This is a genomic window from Vibrio sp. R10-SG3-ISO10 (assembly GCF_059834185.1).
In genome coordinates this window covers 1-15395 of the sequence record NZ_JCBDHG010000014.1, presented here as the reverse complement: position 1 = coordinate 15395, position 15395 = coordinate 1, and the positions used below count along the sequence as shown (strand labels likewise).

13 protein-coding genes are annotated in these 15395 nt (G+C 44.5%); 8 read left to right on the top strand and 5 right to left on the bottom strand.

The window, feature by feature from the left end; translation table 11 throughout:
• From acnD to AC6R16_RS06860, 5 genes are all read left to right on the top strand, one after another.
• On the top strand, positions 1-2256 hold a 2256-nt coding region (gene acnD / locus AC6R16_RS06880; RefSeq protein WP_500673960.1), incomplete at its 5' end, for a Fe/S-dependent 2-methylisocitrate dehydratase AcnD.
• A gap of 9 nt (positions 2257-2265) precedes the next feature.
• Complete coding sequence (gene prpF, locus AC6R16_RS06875; protein ID WP_500673959.1) at positions 2266-3447, top strand: 2-methylaconitate cis-trans isomerase PrpF; 1182 nt, start codon at positions 2266-2268, stop codon at positions 3445-3447.
• Positions 3448-3502: 55 nt separating this feature from the next.
• Positions 3503-5380, top strand: a complete 1878-nt coding sequence (locus tag AC6R16_RS06870) for a propionyl-CoA synthetase (protein WP_500673958.1) — start codon at positions 3503-3505, stop codon at positions 5378-5380.
• Positions 5381-5497: 117 nt separating this feature from the next.
• Positions 5498-5977, top strand: a complete 480-nt coding sequence (locus tag AC6R16_RS06865) for a GNAT family N-acetyltransferase (RefSeq protein WP_500639080.1) — start codon at positions 5498-5500, stop codon at positions 5975-5977.
• A 12-nt stretch (positions 5978-5989) separates the two neighbouring features.
• Positions 5990-7411 carry a bifunctional NUDIX hydrolase/phosphatase PAP2 family protein gene (locus AC6R16_RS06860; RefSeq protein WP_500673957.1) on the top strand — a complete coding sequence of 474 codons (1422 nt, stop codon included), beginning with the start codon at positions 5990-5992 and terminating at the stop codon, positions 7409-7411.
• Positions 7412-7430: 19 nt separating this feature from the next.
• Here AC6R16_RS06860 and AC6R16_RS06855 read toward each other — a convergent pair whose 3' ends face one another.
• On the bottom strand, positions 7431-8240 hold the full coding sequence (locus AC6R16_RS06855; protein ID WP_500673956.1) for a Cof-type HAD-IIB family hydrolase: 810 nt from the start codon (positions 8238-8240) through the stop codon (positions 7431-7433).
• Positions 8241-8395: 155 nt separating this feature from the next.
• Between AC6R16_RS06855 and queE the strand changes: the two genes are divergently transcribed.
• Both queE and queC read left to right on the top strand, forming a co-directional pair.
• Complete coding sequence (queE, locus tag AC6R16_RS06850; RefSeq protein ID WP_500673955.1) at positions 8396-9064, top strand: 7-carboxy-7-deazaguanine synthase QueE; 669 nt, start codon at positions 8396-8398, stop codon at positions 9062-9064.
• An 11-nt stretch (positions 9065-9075) separates the two neighbouring features.
• Complete coding sequence (queC, locus tag AC6R16_RS06845; protein WP_500673954.1) at positions 9076-9774, top strand: 7-cyano-7-deazaguanine synthase QueC; 699 nt, start codon at positions 9076-9078, stop codon at positions 9772-9774.
• Here queC and AC6R16_RS06840 read toward each other — a convergent pair.
• The 4 genes from AC6R16_RS06840 to AC6R16_RS06825 all read right to left on the bottom strand — a co-directional run bounded on the left by AC6R16_RS06840 (position 9731) and on the right by AC6R16_RS06825 (position 14222).
• Positions 9731-11701: a GGDEF domain-containing protein gene (locus AC6R16_RS06840; protein ID WP_500673953.1), complete on the bottom strand. Its 1971-nt coding sequence runs from the start codon at positions 11699-11701 to the stop codon at positions 9731-9733. The two genes, queC and AC6R16_RS06840, sit on opposite strands and share 44 nt — an antisense overlap.
• 149 nt (positions 11702-11850) lie before the next feature.
• Positions 11851-12204 (bottom strand): DUF2750 domain-containing protein, encoded by a 354-nt coding sequence (locus tag AC6R16_RS06835; RefSeq protein ID WP_004743853.1) that lies wholly within the window; start codon positions 12202-12204, stop codon positions 11851-11853.
• A 100-nt stretch (positions 12205-12304) separates the two neighbouring features.
• Complete coding sequence (locus AC6R16_RS06830) at positions 12305-12916, bottom strand: OmpA family protein (protein ID WP_500639074.1); 612 nt, start codon at positions 12914-12916, stop codon at positions 12305-12307.
• 1 nt (position 12917) lies between these two features.
• The gene (locus AC6R16_RS06825) at positions 12918-14222 is read right to left on the bottom strand and encodes a TolC family outer membrane protein (RefSeq protein ID WP_500639073.1); all 1305 of its coding nucleotides are present in this window, start codon (positions 14220-14222) and stop codon (positions 12918-12920) included.
• Between the two features lie 419 nt (positions 14223-14641).
• Here AC6R16_RS06825 and AC6R16_RS06820 point away from each other — a divergent pair.
• The coding region (locus AC6R16_RS06820; RefSeq protein ID WP_500673952.1) for an Ig-like domain-containing protein at positions 14642-15395 on the top strand (754 nt) is incomplete at its 3' end.

Here is a 15395-nt window from a genome sequence, read left to right as displayed (position 1 = left end):
GTGGTAGAAACCCAGTTGATTGTTGACCATTCTCTTGCTGTTGAACACGCAGGCTTTGACCCAGATGCCTTCGATAAAAATAGGGCGATTGAAGAGCGCAGAAATGAAGACCGTTTTCATTTTATCGAGTGGTGTAAAACCGCGTTTGAGAATGTCAGCGTTATTCCTGCTGGTAATGGCATCATGCACCAAATCAACTTGGAGAAAATGTCTCCTGTTGTTCAGGCTAAGCAAGGTATCGCATACCCAGACACTTGTGTCGGTACGGATAGTCACACGCCGCATGTCGATGCTCTAGGGGTGATTGCGATTGGTGTGGGAGGACTCGAGGCAGAGACAGTCATGCTTGGCCGTCCTTCAATGATGAGACTACCTGACATCGTCGGCGTCAAGCTTACTGGCAAGCGCCAGCCTGGGATTACAGCAACAGATATTGTTTTGGCGATTACTGAATTTTTGCGTAACGAAAGAGTTGTTTCATCCTATCTTGAGTTCTTTGGTGAAGGGGCAAAAGACCTAACCATCGGCGATCGCGCAACCATTTCCAACATGACGCCAGAGTACGGCGCTACGGCTGGGATGTTCTACATCGATGAGCAGACCATTAACTACCTAAAACTGACAGGTCGTGATGAGCAGCAAGTCGAGCTTGTTGAAAAATATGCCAAACAGACAGGTCTTTGGGCCGATGATCTTGAAGCCGCAGAGTACGAACGAGTATTAGAGTTCGATTTATCTAAGGTTTCTCGAAATATGGCAGGGCCATCGAATCCTCATAGACGTTTGCCAACCTCAGAGCTTGCACAGCGAGGTATAGCAAAAGATAGTGAGGTTAACACTAGCGAGGGGCAATTACCCGATGGGGCAGTCATTATTGCGGCGATTACTTCATGTACCAATACAAGTAACCCGCGCAATGTGGTCGCCGCTGGGCTTGTTGCAAAGAAGGCCAATGAGCTTGGACTAGTTCGCAAACCTTGGGTGAAATCTTCTTTTGCTCCGGGCTCAAAGGTTGCCAAGCTATACCTTGAAGACGCAGGTCTTTTACCAGAATTAGAAAAGCTTGGCTTTGGTATTGTCGCTTATGCCTGTACCACCTGTAATGGTATGAGTGGTGCGCTTGATCCAGAGATTCAGCAAGAGATCATCGACCGTGACGTTTATACAACGGCAGTGCTATCAGGTAACCGGAACTTTGATGGTCGGATTCACCCTTATGCTAAGCAAGCATTCTTGGCATCGCCGCCACTAGTGGTCGCTTATGCCTTAGCTGGAACCATGCGTTTTGATATTGAACGCGATTCGTTAGGTAAAGATAAACAAGGCAATCCTATTTATCTCAATGACTTGTGGCCGAGTGATGAAGAGATTGATGCGGTTGTCGGCAAGCATGTTAAGCCCGAGCAGTTTAATCAGGTCTACATTCAGATGTTTAAACTCGATGAAGGTGAGCGTAATAGCAACCCTCTTTATGACTGGCGACCACAAAGTACCTACATTCGCCGTCCACCATACTGGGAAGGGGCGCTAGCAGGTAAAAGAACGCTAGCTGCGATGAGACCTTTAGCCGTACTAGGCGATAACATCACGACTGATCACTTATCTCCCTCCAACGCGATACTGGCGAGCAGTGCTGCGGGCGAGTATCTCGCTTCTATGGATGTACCTGAAGAAGACTTCAACTCTTACGCAACCCACCGTGGCGATCACCTGACTGCGCAGAGAGCGACGTTTGCAAACCCTAAACTGTTCAATGAAATGGTTAAAGAGAATGGTGAGGTGGTACAAGGCTCACTCGCAAGGGTTGAGCCAGAGGGTAAAGTTACTCGAATGTGGGAAGCAATTGAAACCTACATGAATCGCAAGCAGCCGTTAATCATCGTTGCTGGGGCTGATTATGGTCAAGGATCCTCTCGAGATTGGGCAGCGAAAGGGGTTCGCTTGGCTGGGGTTGAAGCGATTGCTGCCGAAGGTTTTGAGCGGATTCACCGAACCAACCTAGTCGGAATGGGCGTTTTGCCACTTCAATTTAAATCTGGCACAAATCGTAAAACATTAGAGCTCGACGGTAGTGAGCTTTATGACGTGATTGGCGATATCAAGCCTGGCGCAGATCTAGCGCTTGTCGTCACTCGTGCTAATGGAGAAAAGTTCGATGTGCCTGTGACTTGTCGTTTGGACACCGCCGATGAGGTTAGTGTTTATAACGCTGGCGGCGTTTTGCAACGCTTTGCCCAAGACTTTTTATCCCAATAGGTGGCCGCTATGACAGTATCTAGCCAAATAAAAGTACCAGCCACCTATATGCGTGGTGGGACGAGTAAAGGAGTATTCTTCAGTCTAGAAGATTTGCCAAAACAAGCTCAAACTCCCGGAGAGGCGAGAGACAAATTGCTGCTAAGAGTGATTGGTAGTCCCGATCCTTATGCCAAGCAAATCGATGGTATGGGCGGTGCCACGTCGAGTACCAGCAAAACCGTGATTGTATCGAAAAGTGATAAGCCAGATCACGATGTTGATTATCTATTCGGGCAAGTATCGATTGATAAACCTTTTGTTGATTGGAGTGGCAACTGTGGCAATCTATCTGCCGCTGTTGGTCCCTTTGCTATTCATGCTGGATTGGTTGATGAAGCTCGTATCCCAACCAATGGCACGGTCGCTGTGAGAGTGTGGCAGGCGAATATCAGCAAAACCATCGTGGTTCATGTGCCAATTGTGAAAGGGCAAGTTCAAGAAACGGGCGACTTTGAACTAGATGGTGTGACGTTTCCTGCGGCTGAAATTCAAGTCGATTTTATTCAGCCCGCAGACGGCGAAGGCAGTATGTTTCCAACTGGAAATGTGAACGATGAGCTAGAGGTTCCTGATGTTGGAACGTTTGAAGTCACGATGATCAATGCGGGTATCCCGACGATTTTCCTTGACGCTGAAGCTCTCAGATATCAAGGGACGGAACTTCAAGAAGATATCAATAACGATGAAGCTGCATTACAACGCTTTGAAACGATTAGAGCTCATGGTGCGTTGAAGATGGGTTTGATTGATTCTTTACAAGAGGCTGAAGCTCGTCAGCACACGCCAAAAATCGCCATAGTTGCGAGCCCGAAAAGTTATCTTTCTTCTAGTGGCAAACCGGTCGAGGCAGGTGAGGTGGATGTACTCGTTCGCGCTTTGTCGATGGGTAAATTGCACCACGCCATGATGGGAACCGCAGCAGTAGCGATTGCATCGGCTTCCTGTGTGCCCGGCACTATAGTCAACCGTGCTGCTGGTGGCGGAGAAATGGAATCAGTCACTTTTGGTCACCCGTCGGGAACGCTGAAAGTAGGAGCGGCCGCCACGCTAGATGAACAAGGTTGGGTCGTTGAAAAAGCTGTAATGAGCCGCAGCGCTCGAATCATCATGGAGGGATTTGTGCGCGTACCCTCCGATATCTTTGCGTAATTAGCACTGGTTAATTACCAGAAAAGCAATGTCAGGACATACTGGAGGAAGCACTATGTCTGCATATCAAAAAGAGTATCAATGGGCGCTGTCAGAACCTGAGTCGTTTTGGGCGGAGCAAGCAAAAAATATTGACTGGTTTAAACAGCCACAAACTATTCTAGCCAAAGATGAAAATGGCATAGAGCGCTGGTTCCCCGATGGTATGCTTAATACCTCTTGGTTAGCACTAGATTATCACTGCGAACAAGGACGTGGCGATAACACCGCATTGATCTACGATTCACCAGTGACTGGTACTAAGCGAAAATATACTTATACCGAGCTTCGTGATCAGGTTGCGAAAACAGCGGGTATGCTCGCAGAACAAGGCGTTGAAAAGGGTGACCGAGTGGTTATCTATATGCCCATGATTCCTGAGGCAGCAATGGCAATGCTTGCCTGTGCACGACTAGGCGCGATTCATTCCGTTGTGTTTGGCGGTTTTGCGGCTAACGAGCTAGCGGTTCGACTTGAAGATGCTGAACCTAAATTGGTGATGACAGCTTCTTGTGGTATTGAAGTTAATAAAGTTATTCCGTACAAGCCATTGGTCGATAAAGCGATTATGGACAGTCGATGGAAGCCTGAAACAGTGGTTGTTCTGCAAAGAGGCCAGTGTGAAGCTCAGCTGCAGCCTAAGCGAGATGTGGATTGGGCGACTGCACTTGAAAGCTCTCAACCTCACGCTTGTGTACCAGTCTTGGCGACTGACCCGCTCTACATTCTTTATACCTCAGGGACGACTGGTAAGCCTAAAGGTGTAGTACGCGATAATGGTGGGCATGCTGTTGCGATGAAGTACTCAATGAGTGCGATTTATAATGTTCCACAAGATGGTGTTTACTGGGCAGCTTCTGATGTGGGCTGGGTCGTAGGCCACTCTTACATTGTCTATGCGCCGCTGATTCATGGTTGTACAACAGTACTATTTGAAGGCAAGCCAGTACGGACTCCGGATCCGGGTGCATTCTGGCGAGTGTGTGAAGAGTACAAAGTCGAAGTACTGTTCTCCGCGCCAACCGCTTTCCGCGCAATTAAGAAAGAAGACCCAGAAGGTGAGTGCCTCAAGCAATACGATTTATCAAACCTTAAAACCATCTTTATGGCGGGTGAGCGCTTAGACCCTCCGACATTAGAGTGGGTCGAAAGCAAAACTGACAAACCAGTGGTCGATCACTGGTGGCAAACGGAAACAGGTTGGGCGATTGCCGGTAACCCTACCGGAATTGAGCTGATGCCAGTGAAAGCAGGTTCAGCGACTAAACCAATCCCAGGTTATCAGGTTGAGATCCTTAATGAGCTTGGTGAGCCAGTAGAAGCCAGCCAACAGGGCTTTGTCGCCTTGAAGCGCCCACTGCCACCAAGCTGTCTGCCTACGGTATGGCGTAACCACGACCGCTTCGAGTCTGGATATCTGAGTCAGTTCCCGGGTTATTACGTATCGGGTGATGGTGGTTATCTCGATGAAGAGGGCTACCTATTCATTATGGGGCGTATCGATGACGTGATTAACGTTGCGGGTCACCGCCTATCAACCGGTGAAATGGAAGAGATCGTCGGCGGCCACCCGGCTATTGCGGAATGTGCGGTTGTTGGTGTTCATGACGATTTGAAAGGTCAATTGCCATTAGGTCTGGTTGTGCTTAAAGACGGAGTTAAAGTCGATGACGTCCAGCTTGAAGGTGAGCTGGTTGGTAAGGTACGCGATGAAATTGGAGCAGTTGCCTGTTTTAAGCATGCACTCGTTGTGGAGCGTTTGCCAAAGACGCGCTCCGGCAAGATCTTGCGCCGTACCATCCGCCAGATAGCCGATGGCGAGCAGTACACAGTGCCTTCGACGATCGATGACCCAACGAGCCTTGAAGAGATTGAAAAAGCACTGCATTCTTAACTTGAGCCACAGCATTTTCTGATAATGAAACTAAGCCCCCAACTAAAGGGGCTTTTTTATTGAAAAATTTTTGTTAAACCGCCAAACTGTTACTTTATTCGTAACGCAAAAATATTTATGCACAATGTGACCATTCGTAGTGCGCATGACAAAGATTTAGAGCAGTTAAATGATCTTATGTTTTACTTGCATGATGAGCATCATCGCCAATGCCCCGAACATTTTAAAACTGCTGAAGATATAGAGCAGGAAAAGAGTATTGCTCGATATTTAGATGATCCTGAATGTGTTGTATTTGTCGCATGTGAAGACGATAAAATCATAGGATTTATTAGTGGTCACTTTTGCGAACTGATTTCCACAGTAAGTAAGCCAGTTCAGATGGGTAGCATCGATGAACTGTATATCGTAAAGGACTATCGTGGCAAAGGGCATGCAGTCGAACTGTGTCAGCATATCGAAACGCGTTTTGAGGAATATGGCGTAAAAGAGATCTTTGTTGAAGTCTGGGAATTTAATCAGTCTGCAATTGAGTTTTACCGTCATTTCGGCTTTGAACATCATATCCATTGGTTACGAAAGTCCGTAACCAATTAACAAGAATTTAGAATGAAGCTCAACACTAAAATATTATCACTCGTACTCGGGTTTATCTCTCTATTTGCCTCTTCACTTACTGTTGCGAATGACTCGTCAATCTCTGGAGCTGCTTGTGTCATACGTTCTGGTGAGAAGATTGTATTGGTAAAAGAAATCCTCACCAACAAGCTTTCTCTCCCCGCTGGAGGCGTCGCTAAAGGGGAGTCTCCTAAAATCGCTGCCCAACGAGAAACTTGGGAAGAGACAGGGCTAGTGGTTTCGATTAAAGGTGAGCTCGGGCGTAACGAGAAAGCGGTGTTCTACGATTGCGTTTCTGATTCCGATATCGTTTCATTCCAGTTCAACAACAAGCTAGACGGATACGAGCTGCCTATCTGGTTTGCACCACACTATGGGATTGAAGTCTCTTCAGCGATGTTAATCGATCCTACTGTTGTCCCGAAACAGGAGTATCGCTTTCCTGACCAACTTGAGTGGCTAGGGACTGTTTTGCCACAGGCGACCGATCAAAAAGTCGTTTTTGTTGGCAATCTGACTGAGGCGGCTCCTGCATTCCATCAAATTGAATTGAGCTGGATGACTCAGATTCAGCACTTATTTCTAAAGCTTCCTAGTGGTATCGCAAACATTGTCGAACCCTTATTGCTGGCCGGAAACTGGCTAGCAGAGCCTTCTCTAATTCTGATTCTATTTCCGCTTTTATATTGGCGATTTGGTAAAGAGTTTAGCTATAAGGTCTTTTTTGCCGTAACTATGACGTCACTGCTTAGTTTGGTTGCTCAGCAAGGTTTTGCATTCCCTAGACCACATGTTTATCTTCCGGCACTAGATCTAGCCAAGAGTTATGGGTTTAGCCTCCCGAGCTTACCTATTGCGGTGTGGTCGTGTGTGGGTCTTCTTGTTTTGAATGGGACTGACAAACTATCGATTAATCGTTGGTCATTGTCTTTGTTTTTTGCATTGTTATGGCTAACCGTTGCTAAGTTTTACAGTGGCTCTGCATTTTTGACTGACAGCGTAAGTGGCGCATTATTGGGCATACTTTGTTCTTGGCATTTGATTCGACTTGAATCTAAGCCAGAGGTGGATGCAAGAGCACTAATGACTTCAAAAATGGTTTGGGTAATCTTGCTTATCGCGTGTACCGTTATGACGCTGTTTTGGCCTACACCGATTTTTACTTATTGGTTGGCGATAATCTTAACTGTGTTAGGGCTAGTGATGACCTTTGAACGAGATGCAAAGATCGCTTCTGGAAAGGCTTTGCTAATGATTACAGTGATGCTTATTCTGGCTAATGGATTTATTGGAGTTGTTGCTGAGCATGTATCTACAAGCAGCATTGCCTCACTGAGCGTTGAAGCGTTGAGGTATCCAGTATTGATCCTTATGTTTGCCGTCTCAGTACGTAAAGTAGCTAAAGCTGAATAGTCAGCTTTAGCTCAGAGATTTAGTTGTTTAAAACAAACTCTTCAATGACAACAGCCACGCCATCATCATCGTTACTCAATGTAATATGATTGGCGATGGCTTTGGTTTGCTCCATTGCATTCTGCATCGCTACTCCTAACCCTGCGTATTCAATCATATGATGGTCATTTTCAGCGTCGCCCATACAGATCACTTCGCTAGATGCTATGCCTAGATGTTCAGCAATCGCCTTAATGCCAACCCCTTTGTTACTTTCAAGGTTTAAAAACTCCAAGAAAATAGGGGCGCTCTGGACGATTGTGAATTCATCTTGATAGCGAGCTGGAATATTTTCGATTGCGGCGGTGAGTTTGTCAGGAGCACCGACAATCATCGCTTTAATGATCGGATGGTCATCGTCTAACTCATCAAAGTTCTTCTCGATGACTGGAATTTGATTGATGGTTGCTTCAACGTCGGTGAACTCGTTGAGCTTTGGCGTTATTAATCCAAACTCGTTACTGAATGCATGGCAATCTAAATTCAGTTTGTTAGCCAGTTGCGCGACTTGCTTTGCTCGCTTTCCATCAATAATCGCCGAGTGAATCACTCTGTTTGTGCCAATTTCCTTCACCATTGAGCCATTGAAGTAAACGACAAACTCGTTATCGCCTTCAATCTCAAGTTCGTCTAGCTTACTTTGCATTCCATCTAATGGACGGCCAGATGCGAGTACGACTTTTACACCTCGTTTACGCGCTTCAGCGATCGTATGCTTTGTTCTTTGGGAAATCGTTTTGTCACTCGTTAGCAATGTGCCATCTAAATCGAGTGCTATCAGCTTATACATAACTTACCTAAAATATAACTACAAAATTGACAAAAAGAAGCAGAATAATCGCTGTGAAAAGATTGATCAATTTATGATTTAGTTGACCTTCCACGGCGTCTCATTTAAGGTCTCGTTCCTGCAGAATTTTGAAGATAAATTAGGCTGAGTTTAAGTTGTATAAAATTAACGAAATGTTCGAAACCATTCAGGGGGAAGGTGTGTTCACCGGTGTTCCCTCGGTCTTTGTTCGCTTACAAGAGTGTCCTGTTGGTTGTGCTTGGTGCGATACTAAGCAAACTTGGGATGCAACCCCTCAAGACGAAAAGCCTCTAGAGGAAATATTAGCTAAGAAAGAGGATTCTCCGACTTGGTGTTCTGTCTCGGCGATGGACATCGTTAATGAGTACAAGAAGCAAGGGTATACTGCTAAACATATCGTTATTACTGGTGGCGAACCTTGTATCTATGACCTGACTCCTTTGACGCAAGCGTTTGAAGAACATGGCTGTCAATGTCAGATCGAAACCAGTGGCACCTCAGAGGTCAAAGCGACAGACACTACGTGGGTGACAGTGTCACCGAAGGTCGCGATGAAAGGTAAGTTACCTGTACTTGATTCGGCGATGGTTCGCGCAAATGAAATTAAACATCCAGTGGCGACTCAAAAAGATATTGATCAACTGGATGTTCTATTGGAAAGAGCGAATGTATCTGAACAAACGACAATTGCGCTGCAACCAATTAGTCAAAAGCCTCGTGCGACTCAACTTTGTATTGATGTATGCGTTGCTAGGAACTGGCGCTTATCGATTCAAACTCACAAATACCTAAGCATTGCGTAAAGGAACTCAAAATGAAAAAAGCAGTTGTCGTATTTAGTGGTGGACAAGATTCAACGACTTGTCTGGTACAAGCAATTAAAGATTTTGATGAAGTTCATGCGATTACATTTGACTACGGTCAGCGCCACAAACTAGAAATCGAAGTCGCGCAGAACTTAGCAAAAGAGCTAGGCGTTAAAGCGCACAAAGTGATGGATGTCGGCTTACTTAATGAGCTTGCTATTAGCTCTTTGACGCGTGACGATATCCCTGTTTCTCATGAGCTGCAAGATAATGGTTTGCCGAACTCATTTGTACCAGGGCGTAATATCCTGTTTTTGACTCTGGCAGGTATTTACGCTTATCAAATTGGCGCGCAGACTGTTATTACTGGCGTATGTGAAACAGACTTTTCTGGTTATCCAGATTGTCGCAATGACTTTGTAAAAGCGATGAATAATGCGCTTGTTCAGGGTATGGACCGCCAGCTAGAGATTTCTACGCCCTTAATGTGGTTAAACAAAGCTGAAACTTGGGCACTAGCGGATCAATACGATGCTCTGCAACTAGTAAGAGAGAAAACGCTTACTTGTTACAATGGAGTAATAGGTGATGGTTGTGGTGATTGCCCATCATGCGAGCTGAGAAAAGTAGGCCTAAACGACTACCTTTCTGAGCGTGAGACTATTATGGCTGAACTGGTACGTAAGCAGAGTTCGGCAGGAAAATAGGCTCGTTATAGGCGTCAATAATCTGGTTTTTGCCGTTTTGCTTAACTTGATATAGCGCCTGATCCAATATTGAATATAACTCGTCAAAATCATTGAGTGGTTTTGATGTAGCTAGATAGGAAAAGCTCGCGGTAACGTAGAGCTTTTCTTTGTTTTCCGCTTCAAAAACGTTATTGGCAATTGAGTTGTGTAATTGTTCTACTTGTTCTCTGACATCTAACTCGTCGACATTTTTGAGCACAACAATAAATTCTTCACCACCTAATCGGCCGAATAAATCATCAGGTTTAATGGTTTCAGAGATCCCCTTTGCAATGGTTGAAAGTGCTCGGTCTCCTGTTGGATGTCCATAGCTGTCATTGATGTTCTTAAAGTCGTCAAGATCTAGCAAGATCAGTACGTGTTTTTGAATTTGAGCGGCGGTCTTATCAATAGCCCTGATTTTCTTAATAGCTGCAGCTCGATTGAGTGAGCCTGTAAGCTGGTCCATCTCCGCCCTCCGACTTTTCATTCGCGTGTGAATGAGTTGCCCAATCAACGTAATAATTAGCAACACAATGGAAAGCAAAAGCATCTGCCTTTGTGTCGAGAGCTTATTAAGCTGAGTTTCCAAAGATTCTAATCTTGCCAATGTTTGGTTTGTTTGAACCTTCTGGGCAAATTCACGTCGTGCCAGCTCCAATGCAAGAAAAGCAGTACGGTTTTTTTGGGTTCTTTTGGATAGCTCCGAATCGAAGTAGTCTTGGTAATGTTGAAGGGCAAGCTCGTAGTCGCCGCGTGCTTCAGCAATATGGGCGAGAGATTTTAGAGCTAGAGCTTGCAGTCTCTCGCTATGAATTTTAACTCCCAGTGCATAGGCCTCACGAGAATACTCGAGTGCAGAAAAATCATTAGCTTGAGATTGTTCTAATGCCGATAGAGCAAGGTAAATTTCCCCGCGGATCTGGTCGTTGCCTTGAAGTTCGGCGTAATCACGCGATTGAGATAAAAAGTGCTTACTCAGTTCATACTGTTTTAAAAATCTATAGGCTTTACCTAGGCTGAGAGTGACGTGGGTCAATCCATAGACATGGCCGACATCATCTAAGATTGCTTTTGAAAGGTTAAGGTGTTGGATAGCGCCTTCATAGTCTTTTATCTCTAACAAGAGGTCTGCCATGCTGTGATGGGATTGGGCAAGCTTTAGTGGAGCATTGAGTGACTTTCTCAACCTGATTGAGATGGTTAGATATTCTTGAGCGAGTTCATATTGGCCTAAGTTTTTCAATAGAAGCCCCGCATCGTTGTAGACTCCAGAAGGATCAACGTAGCTTGGAATAGTTGCGAGATATTTTTGATAGGTTTCTAATGAAGCTTGGTAGTCACCTATGAACTCGAGGTTATTCGCAATAACTCTTAGGGCAAGGTGCTTGGGCAGAATCGATATATCGACATCTTGTAGGTGGGTTTTTAATGCATTGCAGTATAACTGAGCACTGTAAAACTGGCCTTGCATATTCATTGCACGGCATAGGTGATATTCAAAAAGAATCTTCCCTTGTATGTTGCTAGTTGTGTTGGCAAATTTTAGCAAGGAAAGGTACGCAGAGCGTGCATCAGAAAAGTTTAGCTCGAGCTCCGCGTTGAGAGCTGAGATAAAGGACTGTTCTAGTTTGGAATATTCAGGGTTGTTGACAAGTTCATTACCATAGTAAGGTTGCCCTCTTAATGTCATAAAGCCGTGCATTATAGAGCTGACATATAGCTTCTCAATGTTTGCCGGAAGGGCATTGTAGCGATCTTGCAGCATTAATAATGCGTTACTCTCGTTAATACGAAGTGCGTTATTGTATGCAGATTCCCATTGTTCCCAATGGTTATATTGACTAGCTAGTGCAGAGGGTAGGAATGTAGCGGAAGCGATAATCCAAGCTAAAAGACGTTTCATTGTATTTAGTATTAGTTTTGTTTGTTACATAGTAGAGTAACTTACTAATAGGGTACAATGTGTTGCTAAATGTGAATTGAATAAATGCGACTTAGATAGCTTTGATTTCTATAAAAAATGCGCCTTCGAGGCGCATTTTTAAAATCTACTTAGTCTAAGTATAACTTGGCTAGGTCAGATGGTTCCATCTCTTTACCTTCCAGTTGGTCATTCCAGTTTGTACCAACTAAAACGCCGTCTTCAGCTAAGGTGAGTAGCCAATCTTCAACAAAGATATCTAGTGGAATCTCAAGCACTTCGAAATCTGCCCACTCTTCAACATTGTGAGTTTCTGCATCTTGTTTAGAAGACCAGAAAGGCATTACTTCGCTGTTTTCAAATTCTGTAGAATCGCAAGACAGCCAGCCTTCTTCGTTACGCATTCCCCAAACTAGTTTAGATTGCTTCGTTTCAGCAACGAATAACTCAAGGTTTGCTTGAATATCAGCAGTTAATTTGCTCATTGGTATTATCTCATACGTGGATTCGCTGCTAGAGTACCATTCAATACAGCAAAGCAAAATAAAAAAGGGAGCCTAAGCCCCCTTAATACAAGAAAAACGGTTATTTTTTTATCTTAGTAAAAATTGACCATTCTTCTTTCACGTTACCTTTGTGTCCGATAACGGTTGCGACAACTTTGCGGTTTTTAGCATGGCTGATTTCGTCGGTACCTGTCTCACTTAGGTTCGTGTCACCATAGCCAACAATACGTACTCGATTAGAGGCAGTTCCATTTGCGAGCAAAGCATCTTCGACCGCAATGGCACGTCGCTTTGAAAGTGCCATATTGTACTCAGGCTTACCAACTTTACTCGCATAACCTTGCAGTTCAATTGAAGTTGATGGGTAGCTTTCAAGGAAGTCGGCCATCTCGCGAATTTGGGCAAGAAATACTGGCTGAATTTCATCAGAGTCATTCGCGAACAGAATATGTAAGCTCATCTCTTCTTCTGTCTTCACATAAGTGCCACAGCCGTCGTTGTCAATTTCAGCAAGGCGTGGTGTTTGCGGACACAAGTCGCGAGCATTAATGACACCATCTTTGTCATCATCAAGTAAGTCGTCAACTTGATTAGGAGTTGGAGTGTCGATGTAGTCGTAAGCGTCCTCAGCTTTAAGCGGAGCAGTGAATACGGTAGCCGCGATAATCATAGTTACAAGTGATTTATTCATATCAGTATTCTACCTTTTCATTCCACTCTTGAGGTGTATCTACACGTAATGCCGCTAGCAGATTGCCCGTCGCGTTCATTACACGATACTTAGCGTATTGCTCATCATACTTGGCATCTAAATAGCCTTTACGGGCTTCGAACAATTCGTTTTCTGTGTTCAATAGATCAAGTAGGGTACGCTTACCGAGTTTATATTGCTTTTCGTAAGCAATAACTGTATCTGATGCCGAGTCTACGTGGTCTGCAAGAAAGTCTTTCTGTTGAACAGTCAGATCAAGCGCACTCCACGAAAGACGCAGGCCTTCCTCAACGCTACGATAGGTGCGGTCACGAAAATCTTTCGCTTTGTTTAATTGATAAGCGGCACTTTCAGTTCGGTCAGAGTCTGAACCGCCGTTATATAGGTTGTAACGCATACGAAGCATCGCAGAAAACTCGTCACTACCTCCTTCGATGCCACCCGCATCATCACGCCAAGTTTGATTTGCCTCTATTGAAAGCGTTGGGTAGTTCACGCCTTTAGTTTGATCGTATTGGAATCGAGCAGAGTCAACGTCTGCTTGAGCTACTTTAATCACTGGATGAGCGTTAAATGCAGTATCAAGTGCTTCGTCTACTGTAAAAGGAATAGCGGTTTGATCTGCTCTTGGGAATGTAAGACCTTGTGGGGACTGACCAACAATGCGTTTAAACTGGGTATGAACGTCGAAAAGGTTATTCTGTGCTGCTAGTAAGTTACCGTGAGCTTTGGCTAAACGGGCTTCAACCTGAGAAAGATCCGCTGTTGAACCAATACCAGAATCCACACGTTTTTTAATATCAGTATAGATTTCTTTATGAACCGCTAGGTTGCTTTCAGATAATGCTAAAACTTCATAAGCCTTAGTTGCATCTAGGTAGATCTTTGTAACTTGAAGAGCGATATCTTGAGCATCTGACATCAATTGGAAGCGAACGGATTCCGCATCTGCTGCAGTGCGGTCCATGTCATTTAGTGTTGCAGAGCCATCCCACAATAATTGAGTTAGGGTCAACGTAGCTTCTTTTCGAGTAAGTTCATTGTCAGTACCTGAAGCTAGATCAACAGCTTCGTATCCAATACCTGCATCCAAATCCAATTTAGGCATGTATGCCCCACCAGAGGCTTCGGCATCAAAAAACTTGCTCTTAAATTCGTTGTAAGAAGCTTTAATCTCTGGGTTGGTCGTAATAGTAAAGGCGACGGCTTGCTCTAATGTTTGACTGTGTGCTGGAAAGCTAAGTGCAACCGCGCAACTTAGTACTTTCAACTTATTCCAATTCACTCTGACTCTCCTCGAAGTGCTCGTAGGTGAGGATAATACTCAATTTTTTTGTCTCAATACTGAGATATATCCATTAATGGCGCCAATAAAATAACACTCTTGAGCAGAGAAAACTAATCTATTTAGCAAATAAAGTGTTGTTAAATTGTTGCTTTTTACTCAATTAATCAAAATGCGATCGGAATCTAATGTTGGGACGCCATACTTTATATTATCCACTAAAATCGAGATCTTAGTTCAGTTTCTCAATGTTGAGAAATGCAACTTGTGTCGTGTTTGTTGAGGCTTTTGTTCAAAAAACAGGTTTAGCGTAGATATGAAAAATGGTAATTTATAAAGAGTATGAATTTATATTTTGCCAATTATTTGTCACTGGCAACATAACAAAAGAAAGCAGTCAAGGATTAAGGACTTAAAGTATGGGTTTTGGTACTTTCGTTGCAATGGGTAATCTAGCAGCCAATCAAGTTATCGTAATTGACGTAAACGGTAATGTCAGAGTATTGGTTGAAGGCGAGTTGCCTAGGCCTGGTGAGGCCATCGTTCAGTCAAACTCGGGTGTAAACGGTACTGACCAGCAACTACAAGTTGAGATAGTTGATCAAGGTGGAGAGCCTCAAGATATCACAGCCGAGCTTGAAGACATCTTTGCTGCCTTAGAAGAAGGCCAAGATCCAACTCAGCTTGGTGAAGACTTTGCAACGGCTGCTGGTGGGCAAACTGGTTCGAGCTTGACTGCAAGTGGTTCCGTAACACGTGATGGTTCCGAAACGACAGCCAGTACTGACTTCACAACGGAAGGTTTCCAATCCCTTGGTCTTTCGGAAACTCAAAGCCTTTCACTATTAGAGCAGTTTAGGCTATTCGAACCAATTTTCGTCGATGTAAACAATGATCCTTTGGGCGAGAGTATTGCTGTCACTACTGATGAAGATACCGCGATTAGCGGTACGCTTACGGCGACGGACCAAAATCCAACCGATACTCTGACTTTCTCACAAACTTCAGCGCCTACGAACGGTACTGCTGTTGTTAACCCAGATGGCTCGTGGACATACACGCCGAATGAAAACTACAACGGGCTAGATAGCTTTACCGTAATCGTTGACGATGGTAACGGTGGTACGGATACCCTTGTGGTTAATATTGGTGTTACGCCGGTTAATGATGCTG